Here is a 20,980-nt window from a genome sequence, read left to right on the forward strand (position 1 = left end):
GGCTTACCAACCCGCAGCGACCAGCACCTTCCCCGAAATCAATCAGGCCGGTGGGGCTGCCCTCCAGACGGGCATGCCCGTCTTCCGTTCAGCCCCACCGGCCAAGGTGGTTGCCGGCACCGGCCAAGATGGTTGTCGCGCAACAATGGCGCAGGGGACGACTGGCGGTGGAAGATGAACCGGTCATGGTCGGGATCCTTTGCAAGGTTTCGTGAACCATCACCTTGCACCGACACCCTGTCAGATCCTGTCACACTGCCGCCGATTGCCGAAAGATGAGACAACCTGCGCGCGTCGGGGGAAAGGTGCGGCCTGCCGATACCCTCGATGTCACTCAAAAGGTTGGTACTCGAAACCGCCGAGGGAGAATCATCTCGACAGACCGCAAGGATCTCAATAGCTTGCAACGGTGTCATTTCCTGTCAGGGTCCGATCATGTCCTTTGCCGATGCCTCGCCGGGCTGCGTGAGATCGAAGAGGGGTTCCGCTTTGACCGCCGCACCGCCCGGCGCTTGACCAAGGCGCTGGAGGACGGCTTTCCGACCAGCGAAGCCGGTTCTGTAACCTGCAACGACGCGCGCAGGATGCCGACGCAGGGACCGCGGACCGGCCGCGGTGGAAATGAGCGGGCTCTGACCCGGCGCAACCGCAGCGTGTCAGAATGGATACCGTGATCTGAATCAATTGGGATCCGCATCAAGTGCGATAGGATTCCCCGCAAGTGGTGCCGTCGGCGCTGCATGGGCGCGTGGACGGCGTGCGATGTCCAGCCTCGAAAAATCGGATGGATGCGCGCCGACGTTCCATTGTTCGTGAATGCCCGGGAAGGAAGACAATGTCAGCAAAACCAGGAGGCCGGTTCAGGACGGCCCGACTGATCGGCGCAACCGTGTTGGTTGCGGGGGTGGCAGGCTTCTTCGTGCTGACCTCGCCGCTGACATGGTCGCTGACGCATCGCGCCCCGGATGTCGCGGATGCCGCAGCACCGGACCTGACGAATGGCCGCACGATGTTCCTCGCGGGGGATTGCGCCACCTGTCACACGACGCCGGGGCAGGACGACCCGCTGCTGCTGGGCGGCGGCCGGACCCTGGCGACGGCGTTCGGCACCTTCCACATGCCCAACATCTCGCCCGATCCGGTGGACGGCATCGGCAACTGGACGCTGGCCGAGTTTACCCGGGCGGTGCGCGAGGGCGTCGGCCCCGGCGGGCCGTTGCCGGACGGGCAGAACCTCTATCCGTCGTTCCCCTACACCTCGTACCAGCATCTGACCGCCAATGACGTGCGCGACATGTTTGCGTATCTGCAGTCCCTGCCGCCCGTCAGCGGCACGGTGCCGGATCACGAGCTGACCTTCCCCTATTCCCTGCGGCGCGGCATCGGGGTCTGGCGGCTGGCCTTTCTCGATGGCAAGCCGCTGCCCCAGGTTGACGACCCGCAGATCGCGCGCGGCCAATACCTTGCCGAAGGGCCGGGCCATTGCGCGGAATGCCATTCGCCGCGGACCTTCATGGGCAACATCGCGCCCGGCCAACGCTATGCCGGCGGCCCGAGTGCCGAGGGTCCGGGCCATGTGCCCAACATCACCCCGCACGATTCCGGCATCGGCTGGTGGTCGGAAAATGCGATCTACCGCTATCTGAAGTTCGGCGTCAGCCCGGTGGGCAAGGTCGCGGGCGGACACATGGCCGAGGTGGTGGAAAACACCGCGCAGATGCCCGACGCCGACCTGCACGCGATTGCCGCCTACATCAGGACGCTTGCGCCGATCGACGCCCCCGCCCCCGGCACGCCGGAGCCGAACCTCACACCGCAACTGGTGATGCTGCCCGAAGGCTTTGGCCGTGTCAGCCCCGCACCGCTGCCAATGTCGGCACCGCGCGACATCGACGCGGCAAAGGAAATCTTCGTCACCCACACCAAGGGCTTCCATCTTGATCGCTTGGCGGTCGGAACCGCAGAGGCGGACGGCAAGTTTCTCGCCGCCGCGGCACTGGCGGTCGAGGACCGGCAGGGCGACCGGATCAGGGTCAGGCTGGACGGCTGGCAGATGGAGGGTGCCGAGACGGTGTTCTACGCCGCGCAGGGCCAGCGCATCCTGCAGGCCGTGCTGGGCGATGCGGCACGGGCCGCCGTGCAGCCGGTTGAAACCGTGGTGGACCCCGACACCGGCCAGACCTGGACCCGGGGCACGCTGACGGCCTGGATCGACGGCACCGACCTGCACACCCGGCTGCCCGAACTCTGGACCTACAGCGCCGATCTGTTCAACACCTCCTGCGCCACCTGCCACGCGCTGCCCGAAGCCGAGCATTTCCTGGCAAACCAGTGGATCGGCAACCTCAACGCCATGAAACGCTTCACCTCGATGAGCGACGACCAGTACCGGCTGCTGCTCGCCTATCTGCAGAACCATTCCAAGGACGTGCGCGGGGGCGAGACTGTTGCCCGCTGATCGTGCCGCCCCATGAAGGAAACGCCATGACCCTGTCGATACCCGCCCGGATGAGCGCACTCTCGCGTCGCCGTTTCCTGCAGACCGCTGCGGCTACCGGCTGTCTGGGCCTCGCGGGTGGACCGATGTTCCCGCGCGCGGCCGCGGCGCAACCCGTGAAGGACGTGATTTCGGGCAGCCACTGGGGCGTGTTCCGGGCGCAGGTTCAGGATGGGCGCGCCGTCGGGTTCACCCCGTGGGAAGGTGACCCGAAACCGTCGCCGCAACTGCCCGGCGTGCTCGATTCGATCTATTCGCCAACCCGGATCAAGTATCCGATGGTGCGCCGCGCCTGGCTGGAACAGGGGCCGGGTGCCGACCCCGACGGGCGCGGCACCGGCGATTTCGTCCGCGTCAGCTGGGAAAAGGCGCTGGACCTGGTGGCCGCAGAACTGGTGCGGGTGCGCGAACAGCATGGTGCCACCGCGATCTTCGGCGGCTCCTACGGCTGGAAGAGCCCCGGCAAGCTGCACAACTGCCGGACCCTGCTTCGCCGGATGCTGAAGCTGAACGGCGGCTTCACCACCTCGTCGGGCGACTATTCCACCGGGGCGGCGCAGGTGATCCTGCCCCATGTCGTCGGCTCGATCGAGGTTTACGAGCAATGCACCTCGTGGCAGAACGTCGCCGCGCATACCGACCTGATGGTTTTCTGGGGGGCAAACCCGCTCAATACCTCGCAGATTTCCTGGCAGGTGGCCGACCACGGCGCTTACCCGGGCATCGACGGGCTGAAAGCCGCCGGGACCAGGGTGATCTGCATCGACCCGGTCCGCACCGAGACCTGCGACGCGCTGGATGGCGAATGGCTGGCGCCGCGGCCGCAGACCGATGTCGCGCTGATGCTGGGGATTGCCCACACGCTTCATGCCGAGGGGCTGCACGATCAGGCGTTCCTTGACAAGTACACCACCGGTTTCGACAGGTTCCTGCCCTATCTTGTCGGTGAAAGCGACGGCGTGCCGAAAACCGCCGACTGGGCCTCGGGCATCTGCGGCCTGCCTGCCGACACGATCCGCGATCTGGCGCGGCGCTTTGCGGGCAACCGGACGATGCTGGCCCTGGGATATTCCACCCAGCGCCAGCACCATGGCGAACAGGCGCCGTGGATGCTGGTCACCCTGGCCGCCATGCTGGGGCAGATCGGCCTGCCGGGCGGGGGCTACGGGCTCAGCTATCACTATGCCAGCGGTGGCGCGCCGACCCATACCTCGCCGGTGCTGCCCGCGATCACCGATACCGCCGGGCAGTCCTCGGGCGGCGGGGCGGAATGGCTTGCGGGGTCCGGCGCCGCCTCGATCCCGGTGTCGCGGCTGGTCGAGACGCTGCTGAACCCCGGCGCGGTGATGGATTTCAACGGCACGCAGATCACCCTGCCACTGATCAAGCTGGCCTACTGGGCGGGCGGCAACCCCTTCGCGCACCATCAGGACCGCAACGAGATGCTGCGCGCCTGGCGCAACCTCGAAACCTTCATCGTGCATGATTTCCAGTGGACGGCCTCGGCCCGCCACGCCGACATCGTGCTGCCGGTGACAACCTCTTACGAGCGCAACGACATCGAGCAGGTCGGTGACTATGCCATGAGCCACATCGTGGCGATGAAGAAGATCATCGAGCCGATGTTCGAGGCTCGATCGGATTTCGACATCCTGGCCGACATCGCCGATCGCTGGGGCAAACGCTACGACTACACCGAGGGCAAGACCGAGATGGAGTGGATCCGCGGCTTCTACGAGGCCGCGAAGATCGAATCCCGCGCCAAGGGCATGGAAATGCCGGTGTTCGACGCCTTCTGGGACAGCAACGAGCCGCTGGCCTTCCCGCTGTCCGACGCAGAGCGCGACTTCGTGCGCCATGCCGGCTTTCGCGCCGACCCGCTGCTGAACGCGCTGGGAACGCCCTCGGGCAAGATCGAGATCTTCTCGCGCAACGTCGAGAAGATGGGCTACGACGACTGCCCGCCGCATCCGACCTGGATGGAACCGATCGAGCGGCTGGGCGGCCCGACTACCCGCTTTCCGCTGCACGTCGCCAGCAACCACCCGATCTACCGGCTGCATTCGCAGCTTTGCGGCACCGAACTGCGCAAGCTTTACGAGGTTTCGGGGCGCGAGCCCTGCTGGATCAACCCGGCCGATGCCGCTGCGCGCGGGCTGGTGGATGGCGACGTGGTGCGGGTGTTCAACGACCGCGGCCAGATCCTTGCCGGGGTGGTGGTGACCGATGTCATCCGCCCCGGCGTGATCCGCATCGACGAGGGCGGCTGGTTCGACCCGGCCGACGCGCGGGTGGAGGGCGCGCTGTGCAAGTATGGCGATGTGAACACCCTGACCACCGGGATCAGCACGTCCCGGCTGTCGCAGGGCAACTGCGGCCATACCGCGATGGCCGAGGTCGAAAAGTTCCGCGATCCGCCCCCTCCGGTCACCGTCTTCATCGAACCCGGGGCCTGACCGCAAGGGGCGACATCAGGGCAGCACGGCGTCCGGTCGCGGACGCGCCGACGGGTCTGCATTCGGTCCGGACAACCGAAGGTGCAAGCCTACCTGGGTTCAAACCAGTCCAGCGGCAACTTCAGGTAGGACCGGCCGTCCGCTTCGGGTTCGGGGACACGGCCGCCGCGGATATTGACCTGCAACGCCGCCAGCATCAGCTCGGGCAATGGCAGCGTCGCGTCGCGGGCATCGCGCAGGGCCTGGAAAGCGGCCCGGTCCGGCGAGTCCTTCAGGTGGATGTTGTGCGCCCTGTGATCGGCCACCGTCGCCATGCACTGTGCCGGGCGTTCGGGCGCGTAGTCGTGACCGACAAAAAGCCGCGTCGTATCGGGAAGGGCCAGAATGCGCTGCAGGCTGTCAAAAAGCTCCGCCGATGATCCGCCGGGAAAATCGGCCCGGCTGGTGCCGCTGTCGGGCATCATCAGGGTGTCATGCACGAAGGCCGCATCCCCCGCGATGTAGGTCACCGAGGCCGGCGTATGGCCGTTGCACAGCATCACGCGCACCGCGATGTGTCCGACATGAAACACCTCTCCGTCGGCAAGAAGGCGGTCCCACTGGCTGCCATCGGTGGGGAAGCCGTCCGGCAGGTGGTAGATCTGCTGCCAGAGCTTCTGCACCTCGGTGACCCGGTCACCGATGGCGGTTTTCGCCCCCAGCCGCTCCGCGAGCCAGGGTGCCGCCGAAAAATGGTCGGCGTGCGGGTGGGTGTCGAGGATCCACTCGACATCGATCCCGGCGGCCGCCACATGGGCCAGCAACGCCTCGGCATTGCTCGTCCCGGTGGCACCCGACACCGGATCGAAGTCCCGGACGGGATCAATGATCGCGCCCTTCATCGTGGCCGGATCGTGGAAGACATACTGCCAGCTTCCGGTGGGTTCATCCCAGAACGCGGCAACGACCGGGTTGGGGGGGTGTGGTGTGGTCATGGCGCTCCTTGTGTGCGGCGGCGTCAACGGTCGGGCCCCGACGGCACCATCCGGCCTGTCGATCCGGTCGTGCCCGCCCAGGCCAGCCCGGGCCCCGCTCTGCCACCCGCAGGGCTGGCGTATCAGCCTGTCCCTGTCCGACGCAACCGTCAGGGTCAGGCGCCGTCCTTGCGCAGGAACAGCGATTGCGCGGTGTAGACCAGAATGGCGGCCCCGATGGCCCCCATCGCGGCCAAGCCCAGCAGCACGATGGCATCGATCGGCCCGCCGATGTCGCGCAGGTGCGAATGGGTCATCGCCTGCACGAACAGCACGGCCGCCACGGCGCCAAAGGGCATCGAAAGCTGCGCCACGAGGAACTTGCGCATCGACATCGACCGGTCGCGCACCAGCACGAAAAGATAGGCCAGCGTGACAATGGCGGCAGCCGCCACCATGGCCCAGAACAGGCCACGGCCGAAGATTTCCTCGAACACCGCAATCAGGGTTCCGAATGTCAGCTCTTTCATGGCGGTCTCCCTATGCCTTGCCGCGCAGCATTGCGTTGTAGGTGGCCTTCAGGGCCACCTCCTTCATCAGCCAACTGATCCACAGCTCCTCCAGCGGGGCGATGAGGCCGGGGAAGGACGGGACGAGGTTGTTGTGGTAGTCGAATTCGACCATCATCGCCTTGCCGACCCGGGTGATCAGCGGGCAGGAGGTATAGCCGTCGTAGACCTCGGTCCCCTCGCGGCCCCCGATGGCCGCGATCAGGTGATCCTCGACCACCGGCACCATCCACTTGACCGATGCCGCCGTCTTGCCCTTGGGCACGCCGGCCACGTCGCCCAGCGCAAATATCTCGGGGTAGCGCAGGTGGCGCAGGGTCTTCATGTCAACCTCGACCCAGCCCTGATCCGTCCATTTGTCGGCCCAGGACAGGCCGGACTGGCGGATCACCTCCGGCGCGCGCTGCGGCGGGATGACGTGCAGATAGTCGTAGGGCAGTTCAACGTCCGCCCGGGTCTCGGCCCGGGTTACGGGATCGACGGTGGTGGTGGCAAAGGTCGCGAGCTTCCGGCCCGGATCGACCGCCTTCAGCACATGGCTGTAATGCGGGATGATCCTGCGCTCCTCGAACAGCATCCGCACCTTTTCCGACACGATCGGCACCGAGAACAGCGCGGCATTGTGCGCGGCATAGTGGATTTCATACCTGCCCGCCCCCGCCCCCCGGCTGGCGATGTCGTCGATCAGGAAGGTGTGCTTCAGCGGCGCTCCGGCGCATTTCATCTCGGTGGCGGGGCGGGTGAACAGGCCGATGCCGCCCTCTTCGGTGAACTTCCGCGCCGCGGCCCAGGTTTTCGCGGCATATTCCGGGCCCGCATACAGCGCGCCGATGCCGTTGGTGCCCACGAGGTCTAGCGAGAAGCCCTCGATCGCGGCGTGATCCAGCACCAGTCCGGGGGCGACGATCAGGAAATCATAGGCGACGGTCTGGCCGCCCGAGGTGCCGACCGTCTTGGCCACCGGGTCGATGGCGGCGGCACTTTCGCTGATGAAGGTGATGCCTTGCGGCAACCAGTCGGTGGTTTTCGACACCGTGTAGGACGCGGGCCGCAACCCGGCGGCCACCAGCGACAGGCCGGGCTGATATAGGTGGGCGGCCCGCGTGTCGATCACGGTGATCACGGCGCCATCCAGCCGGTCAACCAGCCGGTTCACCATCGCGGTGCCCGCAGCCCCGGCCCCGATGATGACGATGCGCGCCCGGGTGGCCACGCGGGCGGCACGGGCGGGCTGTCCAAGGCCGGCAAGGGCCGCACCGGCGAACCCGAGCCCCAGAAACCCGCGGCGGGAAGTGGCAATATCTGTCAGGGTCATATGTTCTCCTCCGGTAAGCCGGTCATCCGGGCCAGCGGTCGAGTCGCTGCCTGTTCCTGACGAGTATACATTCAACTAACAGAATGCATACCCCCCCGAGCGTTGTCCTTCACGGGCAGGTTCTTCGCCCCCGGCATCAGCGGCACGCCTTCCGGCAGGATGGCCGCATCCGGGCCCTTGCCCTTCTGCGGCTTGTCCTGCGGTTGCTCAGCGCGGAGCGATGGAACAGCAGCCCGTGAGCATCCGAGGCTCTCCGCCTCCCTCCAGGATTACCGTCACGTCAAGACCATAGCTGCGGTCCGACATCCCGTCGGAACATGCCGCCGGCACCATGACTGCCGTCATGCGGCGAGAGTCCCCTTGCGCCGACACCGATCGGCGCGGATCGCGGAAGACCCCGGTTGCCAGCACCTGCTCGATCCGCATCACGCTTTCGGGCGCGTCCGGCGTCGAGAACACCACGTTGCCGCCCCTTGGCCGGAACGACCAGAACGGCTCGTTGCCAAGGCAATGCAGCGTTGGCGGCAGGGCTCCGGGGGGCCAGACATCGACCTGGTAGGCAAGATAGCGCAAGGCCGCCCAGCCACTGCGCTCGCCCGTGTTGATCCGCGCCCAGCGCCCGCTTGCGTCATACCCCACGACCTCGATATCGCGGGCGCGGGGCGAAAGCGTGCCGATGACCGGAGCGCCGGCGTCGGGGGCCGCACGGATGTTCAGCACATCGTTTGCCGCGACTCCCGCCACGTCGAACAAGGTGGGCAGGATGTATTCCTGCGTTGCCGCCGCAGGTGAGGCCACGACAAGGACAAGGCCGAGCGCCAGCCCCTTCGCGGCCGCGAGCCATGGAAAGAAGCTGACAGTCGCCGGATCATTTCTCATGGCTTCACCTCGCTTGCCGCTTCCGTGCTGACGTGGTCGCGGCGCGCGTGGCGGCGGCACGTCTGCACCGTGTCAGCATACCGCGAAACAGCATTCCCGCGCGAACTTTCCGGGTGATGCGTGCGCGGCCCCCCCCGAACGCCCGTCGCGGGGCGAACGACCGCGCGACAGGCACCAAGGGGAACACCGAGGGGTCTGCGCCAGCGTCCTGTGCAGCCCGAATGCGGAAAGGATCGAGGTCCGCCATGACGGGTGCCCGATCTCCGGCAATGCCCGCGAAAAATCCCATTGCCCGAACCCGCCGAAGGCCCCACCCTCGGGCCATGCTGCGCGCCCTTGTCCTGTGCCTGTGCCTGACCACGCCCGCCCCGGCCTGCGAGGTGGCGCTGGTGCTGGCGATCGACGTGTCGGGGTCGATCGACGCGGGCGAATATGCGCTGCAGACCGAAGGGCTGGCGCTGGCGCTGACCGACCCGCAGGTGGCCGACGCGCTGCTGAAGGCCGAAGCGGCGCTGGCGGTGGTGCACTGGTCGGGCGTGGGGCGGCAGGCGCTGGTGCAGCCCTGGCGCCGGATGCTTGGCCCCGCCGAGATCACCCGCCTTGCCGCCGCCGCGGCGATCCAGCCGCGCGCCTTCACAGCCTCCGACACCGCGGTGGGCGAGGCGATCGGCTTTGCCGCCGCCCAGTTCGCCGCGGTGCCCGACTGCACCCGCCGGGTGATCGACATTTCCGGCGACGGGCCGGAGAATGCGGGCTTCACCGTCGGCCGCGCCCGGCAGCAGGCGCAGGCGCAGGGCATCGAGATCAACGCCATCGCCATCGAGGATATGGGGCAATCCTCCCCGATCACCGCCTTCTATGCCCGCTGGGCGATCACCCGCAACGGCTTTGTCGTCACCGCGCGCGGCTTGCAGGACTACCGCCGGGCGCTGCGGGCCAAACTGCTGCGGGAACTGGAAAAACCGCTGGGCTAGGCCCCTTGCCCTGTTCCGCAGTCCGACTAAGGTGAACCGTCCCTGCCCCGAAGGATGCCATGCCCGAACCCACGCTGCGCGACCTGACCCGCGCCTTCGCCCGTATCGGCCTGATGTCCTTCGGCGGGCCCGCCGCCCAGATCGCGCTGATGCACCGCGATCTGGTCGACCGTCACAAATGGCTGACCGAGGCCGAGTATCTGCGCGCCCTGTCGGTCTGCATGATGCTGCCCGGCCCCGAGGCGATGCAGGTTGCCATCTGGTCGGGCTGGCGGCTGCACGGCACGGCGGGCGGGCTGATCGCGGGCGGGCTGTTCGTGGCCCCGGGGGCGGCGGTGGTGCTGGCCCTGTCGATGGTTTATGCCACCTTCGGCACCCTGCCGCTGGTGGCCGCCCTGTTCACCGGCGTTCAGGCCGCCGTGCTGGTGGTGGTGTTCGAGGCGCTGCTGCGCCTGTCGCGCCGGGCGCTGCATGGCCGGGGGCCAAAGGTCATCGCGGTGCTGGCCTTCCTTGCCCTGTTCGCGCTGAACCTGCCGTTCCCGGTGGTGATCCTTGCCGCCGGGCTTTGGGGATTCGTGACCGCAAGGGGGCAGACCTCGCCCGCGACCGCAGCGCAGGCAAGCCTTGGCGCCACCGTCCGCACCGCCACCCTCTGGACCGCGCTGTGGCTGGTGCCGCTGGCGCTGCTGCCCGGCGGCATCCTGTCCGAAATCGCGCGGTTCTTCGCAAAGCTGGCCATCCTGACCTTTGGCGGCGCCTATGCGGTGCTGGCCTGGATGGCGCAGGAGGTGGTGCAAGACAAGGGCTGGCTGACCCTGCCGCAGATGATCGACGGGCTGGGGCTGGCCGAAACCACGCCGGGGCCGCTGATTCTGGTGACGGAGTTCGTGGGCTATATGGCGGGGCACGGGGCGGGCGGCCTGTGGCTGGGCCTTGCCGCGGCGGTGGTGACCCTGTGGGCGACCTTCGTGCCGTCCTTCCTGTTCATCTTCACCGCCGCCCCGTGGATCGACCGGCTGGCCCATGCCCCGCGCCTGTCGGGCGCGCTGAATGCCATCTCCGCCGCCGTGGTGGGGGTGATCGCCAACCTGTCGCTGTGGTTCGCGGCGCATGTCCTGTTCCGCGAGGTGGGGCTGTGGCAGGCCGGGCCGCTGCACCTGATCGCCCCCGACCCGGCCAGCCTGTCGCTGCCCGCCCTGCTGCTGGCCCTGCTGGCGGGCGTTCTGATCCTGCGCCGACACTGGCCGCTGCCCGCGGTTCTGGCGCTTTGCGCCGCCCTGTCGGCCATTCCGGCCCTGATCTGACGGCTGATCATGCGGCGCGAAAGCCTGGGCGCAATTTGGACCGCCGCCCCCCTTCCCTTCATGATTGAATCCCCTATGCTGGCCGCATTGCAAAGAGGGTTCGGCATGGCGCGCACGATCGACTACGGAAACCTGATGCATCGCGCGATGCGCGGCCTGATACAGACCGTTCTGACCGACGTGTCGGAGCATGGCCTGCCGGGCGCGCACCACTTCTTCATCACCTTCGACACCACGCATCCCGATGTCGCCATCGCGGATTGGCTGCACGCCCGCTATCCGACCGAAATGACCGTGGTCATCCAGCACTGGTTCGAGAATCTGACCGTCACCGACGAAGGCTTCTCGGTGACGCTCAACTTCGGCAACCAGCCGGAACCGCTGATCATACCGTTCGATGCCGTGCGCACCTTCGTCGATCCTTCGGTGGAATTCGGCCTCAGGTTCGAGACCCACGGCGACGACGAGGATGAAGACGACGACGACGGCCCCGATGGCGGCGAGGACTCGCCGCCGCACGAGGCCGAAGTCGTCAGCCTCGACAAGTTCCGCAAATAGGCCCGGCGGCCGCAAGGCTCGGGTTGGCGTTGCAGCGCACGGCGGGCAGCGCATCCCGGGAAAACCGCCACGGCTCCCATCGGCACCGACGCATTCCAGGCGCGGCGATTGGTATGCGACGGTATGCCAATTGATTTCCCGCCCCGTCCGCCCTATGACGGCGTCGTGATCTCAAGGAGGCTTGCCCGATGACCGCGACCCGCACCGAAACCGACAGCTTCGGCCCGCTGGAGGTTCCCGCCGACAAATTCTGGGGCGCGCAGACCCAGCGTTCGATCCAGAACTTCCCGATCGGCTGGGAAAAGCAGCCCATTGCCATCGTGCGCGCGCTTGGGGTGATCAAGAAGGCCTGTGCGCTGGTCAACATCGACCAGGGCGACATCGCGCCCGACCTGGGCCAGGTGATTGCCGCAGCCGCCACCGAGGTGATCGAGGGCAAGTTCGACGACAACTTCCCGCTGGTGGTGTGGCAGACCGGGTCCGGCACCCAAAGCAACATGAATGCCAACGAGGTGATCTCGAACCGCGCGATCCAGATGCTGGGCGGGGTGATGGGGTCCAAGACCCCGGTCCACCCCAACGACCACGTCAACATGGGGCAAAGCTCGAACGACACCTTCCCCACCGCGATGCATGTCGCCATCGGCATGACGGCGCGCGACGTGCTGCTGCCGGGGCTGAAGAAGCTGCACGCGGCGCTGGTCGACAAGTCGGTCGAGTTCAAGGACATCATCAAGATCGGCCGCACCCACACCCAGGACGCGACACCCCTGACGCTGGGCCAGGAATTCTCGGGCTACGCGCATCAGGTCAGCCAGGGGATCCTGCGCATCCACAAGATCCTGCCCGAGATCTACGAACTGGCGCAGGGCGGCACCGCGGTCGGCACCGGCCTCAATACCCGCGTCGGCTGGGACGCGCGCGTCGCATCGCGCATTGCCGACATCACGGGACTGCCCTTCGTCACCGCCCCGAACAAGTTCGAGGCGCTGGCGGCGCATGACGCCATGGTGATGTTCTCCGGCGCGCTCAAGACCGTGGCGGTCAGCCTGTTCAAGATCGCCAACGACCTGCGCCTGCTCGGCTCCGGCCCGCGCTCGGGTCTGGGCGAGCTGATCCTGCCGGAAAACGAGCCGGGCAGTTCGATCATGCCGGGCAAGGTCAACCCGACCCAGGCCGAGGCGCTGACCATGGTCTGCGCGCAGGTGATGGGCAACGATGCGGCGGTGGGATTCGCCGGAAGCCAGGGGCATTTCGAGCTGAACGTCTACAACCCGATGATGTCCTACAACGTGCTGCAATCCATGCAGCTGCTGGGCGATGCGGCCGGGTCTTTCACCGACAGCATGGTGGTCGGCACCAAGGCCAACCTGCCCCGGATCGAGAAGCTGATGAAGGAAAGCCTGATGCTGGTCACGGCACTGGCCCCCACCATCGGCTACGACGCGGCGACCAAGGTCGCCAAGACCGCGCACAAGAACGGCACGACGCTGCGCGAGGAAGCCATCGCGCTGGGCTATGTCGACGGCGAAACCTTCGACCGCGTGGTGCGCCCCGAAGACATGATCGGCCCGAAGGGCTGATCCATGGCCGGGGTGGTCAACCTCAACAACGCCCGCAAGGACAAGGCCCGCAAGGACAGGCGGGCCCAGGCCGACGCCAACGCCGCGAAATTCGGCCGCAACAGGGCCGAACGCGCGCTGGAGGACGCCCGCGCCGAAAAGGCGCGGCGCGACCTTGACGGGCACCGGACCGAATGACCGCGCGGCCCGTGAAACACTCGCTGACCCTGCGCGGGCACCGCACCTCGGTCTCGCTGGAAGCCGAGTTCTGGCAGGCCTTCCGCGACATCGCGGCCCAGCGGGGAATGCCGCTGAACGCCCTGGCGATCGAGATCGACGAGGCGCGCGACAACGATATCGGGCTGGCCTCGGCGATCCGGGTTTTCGTGCTCGGACATTTTCGCGGTTAACCGGGAATTCACCAGGCGGCGGCACAGTGAGAGCATCAAAAAACCGAGGTGCCCCATGTCAGACCTGCTTGCCGTCATTTCGCCCGAACACTGGCTTCGCCACATCTTTTCCGCCCGCGCGGCCGCCGATGGCGGCATCGTGCGGCGCAGCGTGCAGGATGTCGAACGGTTGCTGGGGCGTGAAGCCTTTGCCCGCGAAGTGAAGCGCCGCGGCTTTCACGCAGTCGAGAATGCGGGCCAGTTCATCATCTTCTGCAACAATGAACCGGTGCGCGTGCTGTGCTGATCGCCAAAATCCTTTCAAGGATTTTGCAAAAGTTTTCAAAAACTTTTGCCCTGGCCCCGCCGCTCGACCCGCAGCCAGATGCCGTCCCTTGCCCGCACCGTCAGATGCGCCACCGGCACCGGGTCGCGGCCCGGCACAAGGTCGAAGCGGAAGGCCCCGGCCAGCATCGCCAGCAGCAGCGGCCCCTCGACCATCGCAAACCCCGCGCCGGTGCAGACCCGCGCCCCGGCCGAGAACGGGATCCAGGCGTCGCGGGCGCAGGCCCGTCCTTCCTCGGTCTGCCAGCGGCCGGGGTCGAAGTCGTCGGGCCGCGCCCAGATGCGTTCGTGCCGGTGCAGGTGCCAGGGGCTGAGCACGATCTGCGCGCCGGGTTCCACCTTGCGGCCCCGCATCTCCTCGGGGCAGGTGTTCTCGCGCACCATCATCGGCACCGGCGGGTAGAGCCGCAGCACCTCGCGGAACACATCGCGGGTGTATTTCAGCCGGTTGACCGCGCTGAAATCGGGGGCATCGCCCAGGGTCGCGGCCTCGGCCGCCACCCTGTCCTGGACCTCGGGGTAGAGCGCCAGCAGGTAAAGCGCCCAGGCGAGGGCCGAGGCGCTGGTTTCGTGCCCGGCCAGAAAGAAGATCGCCACCTGATCGACCATTTCCCCGGTGTCGAACCGTTCGCCGGTTTCGGGATCGGCGGTGGTCATGATCTTGGTGGCAAGGTCGTCCGGGGCGGTGCCTGCGGCAATCTCGGCCGCCCGGCCTTCGGTCAGCCGCGCGATCAGCCCGCGAATGGCCTGCGCGGTCTGGCGCGTGCGCTTGCGGTGGAAGCGCGGCATCCAGCGTGGCAGCGGCAGGAAGGCGGCCAGGTTCAGGATCGGCTGGGTGCGCTGATAGTCGCGGAATTCGCTGAAGGCGGCGCTGGCGACCTCGTTCTCGATCGGAATCGAGAACAGGGTGCGGAAGATCACATCCGCCGCGGCATGGCTCATCTCGGCCTCAAGCTCTACCACGCCTTCGGGGAGGCGCGCCACCGCCGCCTGCCCTGCCGCCAGCATCGCCGGAAAGGTGTCGCGCAGCCGCCCGCCCTCGAAGGCCGGGTCGATGATGCGGCGCTGGCGCTGCCAGACCTCGCCATTGGTCACGAACACCGAATTGCCCAGCAGCGGCTTCAACCCCTCGCGGATGCGGTCGGATTTCGGGAAGTCCCCGGGCCGCTCTTTCAGCACACGGCGAACCAGTGCGGGGTCGTTGCACAGGTAGCTGCGGAAGAACGGCGTGCGGAATTCGGCCATCCAGGCGCGGTAGAGCCGCGCAGGCTGGGCCGACAGGATATCCTGACGGAACAGCCGCAGATAGCGCAGCAGCGAAACACGGTCTGGGCGGGCTGCGGGTTTGGGCGGGATCTGGGTCATACTGCCTTGGTGGTATAGCCTGAAACCGCCCGGTCAATGCGGCTTTTCGACGGGGCGCGCCCGGCATAGCGCATGCCCAGCGTCACCGGCCCCGCCGTGATGCGGAAATAGTCGTAGTCGCCCGGTCGGTCGAAGGCGCAAAGGTATTGGAAATGCAGCCGGAAGAAGCGCCAGCGCAGCGCCTTCCAGCGTTCCGGGCTCAGCGTCTGGGTGAAGGCGGCCGAGACCACCAGCGGCCAAAGCTTGTTCGCGGGTGCCACGCCCGACACCGACACCGGGTCGCAAAGCGCGAAGGCGCAGCCGTCGCCGGGGGCGGTCACATCGACCCAGGTCAGCTCGTGCCGCGCCGAAAGGTAGTGCAGGTCAGCGCGCAGCCGGTCTGCCCGCGGCAGGAAAGACACCATCGGCACCACCTGCCCCAGCGACAGGAATGACAGCGCCGGTCGCGGTTCCGGCAAGCCGCCGCGGATCAGATCGGCCAGAACCGATACCGCGAGATGCGCCCCCGAGGAATGGCCGACCACCAGCACCTCGTCACAGTCACCCCGCATCGCCCCGGCGATGATGGTGCGAAACTCGGCCATCCGCGCCTCCAGTTCCGGTGGGTTGGCCCCGCCGGACTGAGCCGAATAGGCAAAATCATGCATCAGGTAATAGGCGAAGAAGGTGCCATCCTTCTTGCGGAACCAGCGCAGGACAGCCACCGCCAGCACCGCCCCGGCCAGCCATCCCAAAGGCGCCGGCAGCGCCAGCGCCGTCAGCACCGCCAGCCCCCAGCCCGCCACGCAGGCCAGCGCCAGTTGCACCAGCAGCGCCAAGATCGGGTAAAGCGCCGCCAGTATCGGCCCCTTGCGCAGCCGCATCAGCCGGAACAGCGCGCCCGAAACGATGTAGGCCCATGCGGTTCGCAAAAGCTGCATGTAGGTGGCGGCGATGCCCGGGTCCATGCTGTCGCGCACGATGTCGGACCAGACCAGCACCTCGACATCGGCCTCTGCCCGCCCGCCCTCGATCCGGCCCGAGACGTGCCAGCCATAGGGGCCTTTGACCGTCTTCGGGCGCAGGATGATCTCGTATCCCGACACTTCGGACTGCGCCGCCGCCTCGCGCCGGTAAAGCTCGCGGTAGCGGCGCGGGTGGATCGGGTCATAGCCCGGGATATAGAACACGCGGCGGCGGAACGCGGGATCAGGTGGGGTCGTGGGGGTCTGCACGGGGATCCTGTTGGTTGTCGACGCCAGCCTGCACCGGGAAAAGGGCGATTTCGGGGCGGTCAGCCGAGCATGGCAAGACCCGGAAACGTTTCCAGCAGCCAGTAGGAAAAATCTGCAAAGCCCCCCGTCAGCATCAGCAGGCCGATGGTCCAGAGCATCAGTCCCATCACCCGTTCGATCCGTTCCATGTGCCGCGTCATCCAGCCCATCACGCCGGTCAGGCGCGGCAGGAAGGCCGCCACCAGCAGAAACGGAATGCCCAGCCCCATGGCATAGACTGCAAGCAGGGTCGTGCCGCGTGCGATGCTGGATTCGTTGGCGGCCAACGACAGTATCGCGCCAAGTTGCGGGCCGATGCAGGGCGTCCAGCCGAAGGCGAAGGCCAGCCCCAGCACATAGGCGCCGAACGCCGATCCGCCGCGGTCGCCCGCATCGACCCGCACATCGCGCTCCATGAAGCCGATGCGGAATACGCCGACGAAATGCGCGCCGAAGATCATCACCACGATGCCCGAGAGGGTGTTGAACCAGTCGGAATTGGTCAGGAAGAACGCACCGAAGGCCGAGGCGGTGAAGCCAAGGAACAGGAAGACCGTCGACAGGCCCAGCACAAAGAACAGCGCGGGCAGCAGCACCCGGTGGCGCGCGGTGGCACCGCTGCGCATCTCGGTCATGCTGATCCCGCCCATGTAGGCGAGGTAGGGCGGCACGATGGGCAGGACGCAGGGGCTGAGAAACGACAGCACGCCGGCCACCAGGGCCACCAGCATTGCAGGCAGCAGCCCTGCGTCGAACAGATCAATTCCCAGCATCCGTGTCTCCCTGTCGGACCCTGATAGCCGAAGGCGGCGGCGGCGTCACGCGCGGCTGCGTCACAATGGCGTGGACGCGGTGACGCGGTCGCAGGTTGCCGACCCTGGCGGCGCGGGATCGCTTGCGGGGGAGCCTCCGGCGGGGATATTTGGGCAAAGATGAAAGCGCGAGGGGCGGGATGGAGCGGGAGATCGAGGTGGATTGCGAGGGGCTCTTGTGCCCCCTGCCGGTGCTAAGGGCGCGCAAGCGGCTGCTGGCGATGGTGCCGGGGGCCGTGCTGCGGCTGCGGGCGACGGACCCCATGGCTGCGATCGATCTGCCACATTTCTGCGCCGAGGCCGGGCACGCGTTTCTGGGGGCGGAGGCGGACGGGGCGGTGACTGTGTTCCGCATTCGCCGGGGTCCGTAAGGCGCCGGGAGTCCGCATTCGCCGGGGTCCGCAAGGCGCCGGGGTCCGCAAGGCGCCGGGGGTCCGCAAGGCGCCGGGGGTCCGCAAGGCGCCGGGGGTCCGCATTCGCCGGGGTCCGCAAGGCAAGGGGCCGGAAGGCAAGGGGCCGGGGGTCCGCATTCGCCGGGGTCCGCAAGGCAAGGGGCCGGAAGGCAAGGGGCCGGAAGGCAAGGGGCGCCGGGTTTCCCCGGCGCCCCTGTTCCGTCAGCGGCCGAGCGACCACCAGCCCTTGCGCTTGGGCTTGGCATCCTCGGCTTCGGCTTCGACCGGGTCCACGACCGGGCCGGGGGCGGCGGCTGCCACGATTCCCGGATCGGCGGGGAAGCTCGCGGCGGCAGGCATCGCAACCGGCGGTGCCACCTCGGGCACGGGCGCCGCAAGGGGTTCGGCCGCGGCTTCCGGCACCGGAGCCTCCACGGCCTCGGCATCCTTCGGCTTGCGCGTCCGGCTGCGGCTGGAGGTGGATTTCGGCTTGGGCTTGGCCTTTGCGGGGGCTTCTTCTTCCGCCGGGGCGGCTTCGACCGGCTTGGGCTTGGTTTTCGAGGTCGTGGTCCGCGTGCGGGTGGTCTTCTTCTTCGGAGCCTCTTCCGGGGCAGCTTCGACCATGACCGGCTCCGGCAGGGCCGGGGCGGCCACCGTCACCGCCGGTTCGATTGCGGCCTCTTCGACGACATCGTCTTCTTCGTCGTCGCTTTCGTCATCGCCATCTTCGTCGGACAGGGCATCCTGCCCCGCCTCGCCGCCCGCACCGGACCCGCTGCCCTTGCGCCGACGCCGACGCCGCCGCTTCTTCTTGGTCCCGTTGCCATTGCCGTCGCCGGTCCGGCTGCCATCGGCGGCTTCGGACACTTCTGCCTCTTCGGCGTCGGCCTCTTCGGCCTCGTCGATATCGTCCTCGACGAAATCATCATCCGATTCATCGACCGGGGCCCCCATCATCGAGGCATCGCCCGAAATCACCGCGGCCAGGTTTTCCGGCACGATGCGGATCGCGGTCTTGAACTTCTCGATCACGTAGTCGGGGCTGACCAGATGCGGGTCGGCCTCAAGCCGCACCGACATGCCGTAGCGAGCCTCGATCAGCGCGATATGTTCGCGCTTCTGGTTCATGAGGAAGTTGATGACGGCGACCGGGCCCTTCAGCAGCACTTCCTTGCTGCGCTTGCGGGTGCCCTCTTCCTCCAGCGCGCGCAGGATCTGCAGCGCCAGGCTGTCGTCGGACCGGATCAGCCCGGTGCCGTGGCAGTGCGGGCAGGGCTGGGTCGTGCTTTCGAGCATGCCCGGGCGCAGGCGCTGGCGGCTCATCTCCATCAGGCCGAAGCCCGAGATGCGGCCGACCTGGATGCGGGCGCGGTCGGTTTTCAGCTTGTCTTTCAGGCGCTTCTCGACCGCAGCGTTGTTGCGCCGCTCTTCCATGTCGATGAAGTCGATCACGATCAGGCCGGCAAGGTCACGCAGGCGCAACTGGCGGGCCACCTCTTCGGCGGCCTCGAGGTTGGTCTTGAGCGCGGTTTCCTCGATCGAGCCTTCCTTGGTGGCACGGCCCGAGTTCACGTCGATCGCCACCAGCGCCTCGGTGATGCCGATCACGATGTAGCCGCCCGATTTCAGCTGCACGGTCGGGTTGAACATCGCGGCGAGGTAGGTTTCAACCTGATAGCGCGCGAACAGCGGCATGTTCTCGTCATAGCGCATCACCGATTTGGCGTGGCTCGGCATGATCATCCGCATGAAGTCCTTCGCGGTGCGGTAGCCCGCTTCGCCTTCGACCAGCACTTCGTCGATCTCGCGGTTGTAAAGGTCGCGGATCGACCGCTTGATCAGGTTGCCTTCCTCGTAGATCGGCGCGGGGGCGATGCTTTTCAGCGTCAGTTCGCGCACCTGTTCCCACAGGCGCATCAGGTATTCATAGTCGCGCTTGATCTCGGCCTTGGTGCGCTTGGCGCCGGCCGTGCGGATGATCAGGCCGGCGCCTTCCGGCACCTCGATCTCCTGCGCGATTTCCTTCAGCTTCTTGCGGTCGGTCGCCTGGGTGATCTTGCGCGAGATGCCGCCACCACGCGCGGTGTTGGGCATCAGCACGCAATAGCGCCCGGCAAGGCTGAGGTAGGTGGTCAGCGCCGCGCCCTTGTTGCCGCGTTCTTCCTTGACCACCTGCACCAACATGATCTGGCGCACCTTCACGACTTCCTGGATCTTGTATTTCCGCAGGCGCGGCTTGCGCGGGCTGCGGATTTCCTCGGCCACGTCTTCCTCGGCGACCGATTCGATCTCGTCATCGTTCTCGGCGGCGTGATCCATGGCGCGGTAGGGTTTTTCGCCCTCGTCGGCGTCAGCCCCCTCGGGCGCATCGCCCCGGCGGTTGCGGGTGTCGAACAGCGCGTCGGCGCCGGTTTCCTCGCCCAGATCGACCAGGTCCATCCCGGTGATCGCGCCGGTCTGCACCGCGTCTTCGCCGGCCACCGCTTCGGCGCGCGCAGCTTCGGGGCGGCCGTGGTCGCGGCGGCCGTTGTCGGACCGGCTGCCGTCGGACCGCCCGGACTCCGAACGCGGCTTGCGCGAGCGGCGGTTGTCCTCGTCGTCCTCGGCGCGGTTCAGCGCGCGCTCTTCCTCCAGCAGCGCCTTCCGGTCGGCCACGGGAATCTGGTAGTAGTCGGGATGAATCTCAGCAAAGGCCAGGAAGCCGTGGCGGTTTCCGCCGTAGTCGACAAAGGCCGCCTGCAGCGACGGCTCGACCCGGGTTACCTTGGCAAGGTAGATGTTGCCTGCCAGTTGCCGCTTGTTGACGGTCTCGAAATCGAATTCCTCGACCTTGTTTCCATCCACCACCACAACCCGAGTCTCCTCGGCGTGGGTGGCATCGATAAGCATTTTCTTGACCATTGTGTTCCATGGCACCCAGGCAGCCCGACCGGGCAGGGGCGAACCCCTGCGCCGCGGACGAACGGCGTGTGGTGGCTTGTTCGGGCGAGAGGGCGCTGCGGGCAAAGCGTCCAGGTGCCCGCTGGACACCTCTCGCCTGATCCCGTCACTGTTGCGCACTGCATCGCGGTTCTATCCCAGATGCCGCTGCCGACATCCATCTGAAAAGCCCGCATTGTCAAGGACATCACGGGCAAACGTGCGGCCTTTCGGCCAATCGGTCTGCACGAGGCCGCGCTTCGGGCAGGTTGCCCGTTCCGCGCGCCCGGCAGCGAAACTGATGCGCGGGGTCTGGTCTGTCTGACAAAAGACCCGCGTGGTGCGACATTAGGCGCAGGGCGGGGCAAAAGACAATGGGCAATTTCGGCATCGCGTCCGCAACCCAGGGGCGAACCCGCCACCGGATTGGCGGGCCGT

General features: G+C 67.2%; 18 protein-coding genes. 10 read left to right on the forward strand and 8 right to left on the reverse strand.

What is annotated here, in order from left to right:
• Positions 1–835 precede the first annotated feature (835 nt).
• Complete coding sequence (locus RNZ50_03550; GenBank protein MDT8854122.1) at positions 836–2,458, forward strand: c-type cytochrome; 1,623 nt, start codon at positions 836–838, stop codon at positions 2,456–2,458.
• A 26-nt stretch (positions 2,459–2,484) separates the two neighbouring features.
• Entirely contained in the window at positions 2,485–4,953 is a 2,469-nt protein-coding gene (gene torA, locus RNZ50_03555; GenBank protein ID MDT8854123.1) for a trimethylamine-N-oxide reductase TorA, read from the forward strand.
• 89 nt (positions 4,954–5,042) lie between these two features.
• Here the strand turns inward: torA and RNZ50_03560 are convergent, their stop codons facing one another.
• From RNZ50_03560 to RNZ50_03575, 4 genes are all read right to left on the reverse strand, one after another.
• On the reverse strand, positions 5,043–5,927 hold the full coding sequence (locus RNZ50_03560) for an MBL fold metallo-hydrolase (protein MDT8854124.1): 885 nt from the start codon (positions 5,925–5,927) through the stop codon (positions 5,043–5,045).
• Positions 5,928–6,082: 155 nt separating this feature from the next.
• Positions 6,083–6,436, reverse strand: a complete 354-nt coding sequence (locus RNZ50_03565) for a DUF5368 domain-containing protein (GenBank protein ID MDT8854125.1) — start codon at positions 6,434–6,436, stop codon at positions 6,083–6,085.
• Positions 6,437–6,446: 10 nt separating this feature from the next.
• Positions 6,447–7,790, reverse strand: coding sequence for an FAD/NAD(P)-binding oxidoreductase (locus RNZ50_03570; protein MDT8854126.1), 1,344 nt, complete (start codon positions 7,788–7,790; stop codon positions 6,447–6,449).
• A 207-nt stretch (positions 7,791–7,997) separates the two neighbouring features.
• On the reverse strand, positions 7,998–8,669 hold the full coding sequence (locus tag RNZ50_03575; protein MDT8854127.1) for an SH3 domain-containing protein: 672 nt from the start codon (positions 8,667–8,669) through the stop codon (positions 7,998–8,000).
• A 323-nt stretch (positions 8,670–8,992) separates the two neighbouring features.
• On the opposite strand from RNZ50_03575, the gene RNZ50_03580 reads away from it, so the two are divergent.
• The 7 genes from RNZ50_03580 (at position 8,993) to RNZ50_03610 (ending at position 13,763) form a co-directional block, all read left to right on the forward strand.
• Positions 8,993–9,643, forward strand: coding sequence for a DUF1194 domain-containing protein (locus RNZ50_03580; protein MDT8854128.1), 651 nt, complete (start codon positions 8,993–8,995; stop codon positions 9,641–9,643).
• Positions 9,644–9,702: 59 nt separating this feature from the next.
• Positions 9,703–10,947: a chromate efflux transporter gene (gene chrA / locus RNZ50_03585; protein MDT8854129.1), complete on the forward strand. Its 1,245-nt coding sequence runs from the start codon at positions 9,703–9,705 to the stop codon at positions 10,945–10,947.
• 105 nt (positions 10,948–11,052) lie between these two features.
• Positions 11,053–11,505, forward strand: a complete 453-nt coding sequence (locus tag RNZ50_03590) for a ClpXP protease specificity-enhancing factor SspB (protein ID MDT8854130.1) — start codon at positions 11,053–11,055, stop codon at positions 11,503–11,505.
• 188 nt (positions 11,506–11,693) lie between these two features.
• Positions 11,694–13,088 (forward strand): class II fumarate hydratase, encoded by a 1,395-nt coding sequence (gene fumC / locus RNZ50_03595; GenBank protein MDT8854131.1) that lies wholly within the window; start codon positions 11,694–11,696, stop codon positions 13,086–13,088.
• 3 nt (positions 13,089–13,091) lie between these two features.
• On the forward strand, positions 13,092–13,265 hold the full coding sequence (locus tag RNZ50_03600) for a DUF4169 family protein (protein ID MDT8854132.1): 174 nt from the start codon (positions 13,092–13,094) through the stop codon (positions 13,263–13,265).
• Positions 13,262–13,477: a ribbon-helix-helix domain-containing protein gene (locus RNZ50_03605; protein MDT8854133.1), complete on the forward strand. Its 216-nt coding sequence runs from the start codon at positions 13,262–13,264 to the stop codon at positions 13,475–13,477. The genes RNZ50_03600 and RNZ50_03605 overlap by 4 nt, the downstream gene beginning before the upstream one ends.
• Positions 13,478–13,532: 55 nt before the next feature.
• Positions 13,533–13,763: an N-(5'-phosphoribosyl)anthranilate isomerase gene (locus RNZ50_03610; protein MDT8854134.1), complete on the forward strand. Its 231-nt coding sequence runs from the start codon at positions 13,533–13,535 to the stop codon at positions 13,761–13,763.
• Between the two features lie 35 nt (positions 13,764–13,798).
• Here RNZ50_03610 and RNZ50_03615 read toward each other — a convergent pair whose 3' ends face one another.
• Genes RNZ50_03615 through RNZ50_03625 form a run of 3 tightly spaced genes read right to left on the reverse strand, consistent with a single transcriptional unit; the run spans position 13,799 to position 17,192 of the window.
• Entirely contained in the window at positions 13,799–15,166 is a 1,368-nt protein-coding gene (locus tag RNZ50_03615) for a cytochrome P450 (protein MDT8854135.1), read from the reverse strand.
• The gene (locus RNZ50_03620) at positions 15,163–16,380 is read right to left on the reverse strand and encodes a hypothetical protein (protein ID MDT8854136.1); all 1,218 of its coding nucleotides are present in this window, start codon (positions 16,378–16,380) and stop codon (positions 15,163–15,165) included. The genes RNZ50_03615 and RNZ50_03620 overlap by 4 nt, the downstream gene beginning before the upstream one ends.
• 59 nt (positions 16,381–16,439) lie before the next feature.
• Positions 16,440–17,192: a cytochrome c biogenesis protein CcdA gene (locus RNZ50_03625; GenBank protein ID MDT8854137.1), complete on the reverse strand. Its 753-nt coding sequence runs from the start codon at positions 17,190–17,192 to the stop codon at positions 16,440–16,442.
• A gap of 179 nt (positions 17,193–17,371) precedes the next feature.
• On the opposite strand from RNZ50_03625, the gene RNZ50_03630 reads away from it, so the two are divergent.
• Entirely contained in the window at positions 17,372–17,602 is a 231-nt protein-coding gene (locus RNZ50_03630) for a sulfurtransferase TusA family protein (protein MDT8854138.1), read from the forward strand.
• A 243-nt stretch (positions 17,603–17,845) separates the two neighbouring features.
• On the opposite strand, the gene RNZ50_03635 is transcribed toward RNZ50_03630, so the two are convergent.
• A complete protein-coding gene (locus RNZ50_03635) occupies positions 17,846–20,524 on the reverse strand; it encodes a ribonuclease E/G (protein ID MDT8854139.1) in 2,679 nt (892 codons plus the stop codon).
• Positions 20,525–20,980 lie beyond the last annotated feature (456 nt).

It is taken from the genome of Paracoccaceae bacterium Fryx2 (genome assembly GCA_032334235.1).
Classification (GTDB): domain Bacteria; phylum Pseudomonadota; class Alphaproteobacteria; order Rhodobacterales; family Rhodobacteraceae; genus JAVSGI01.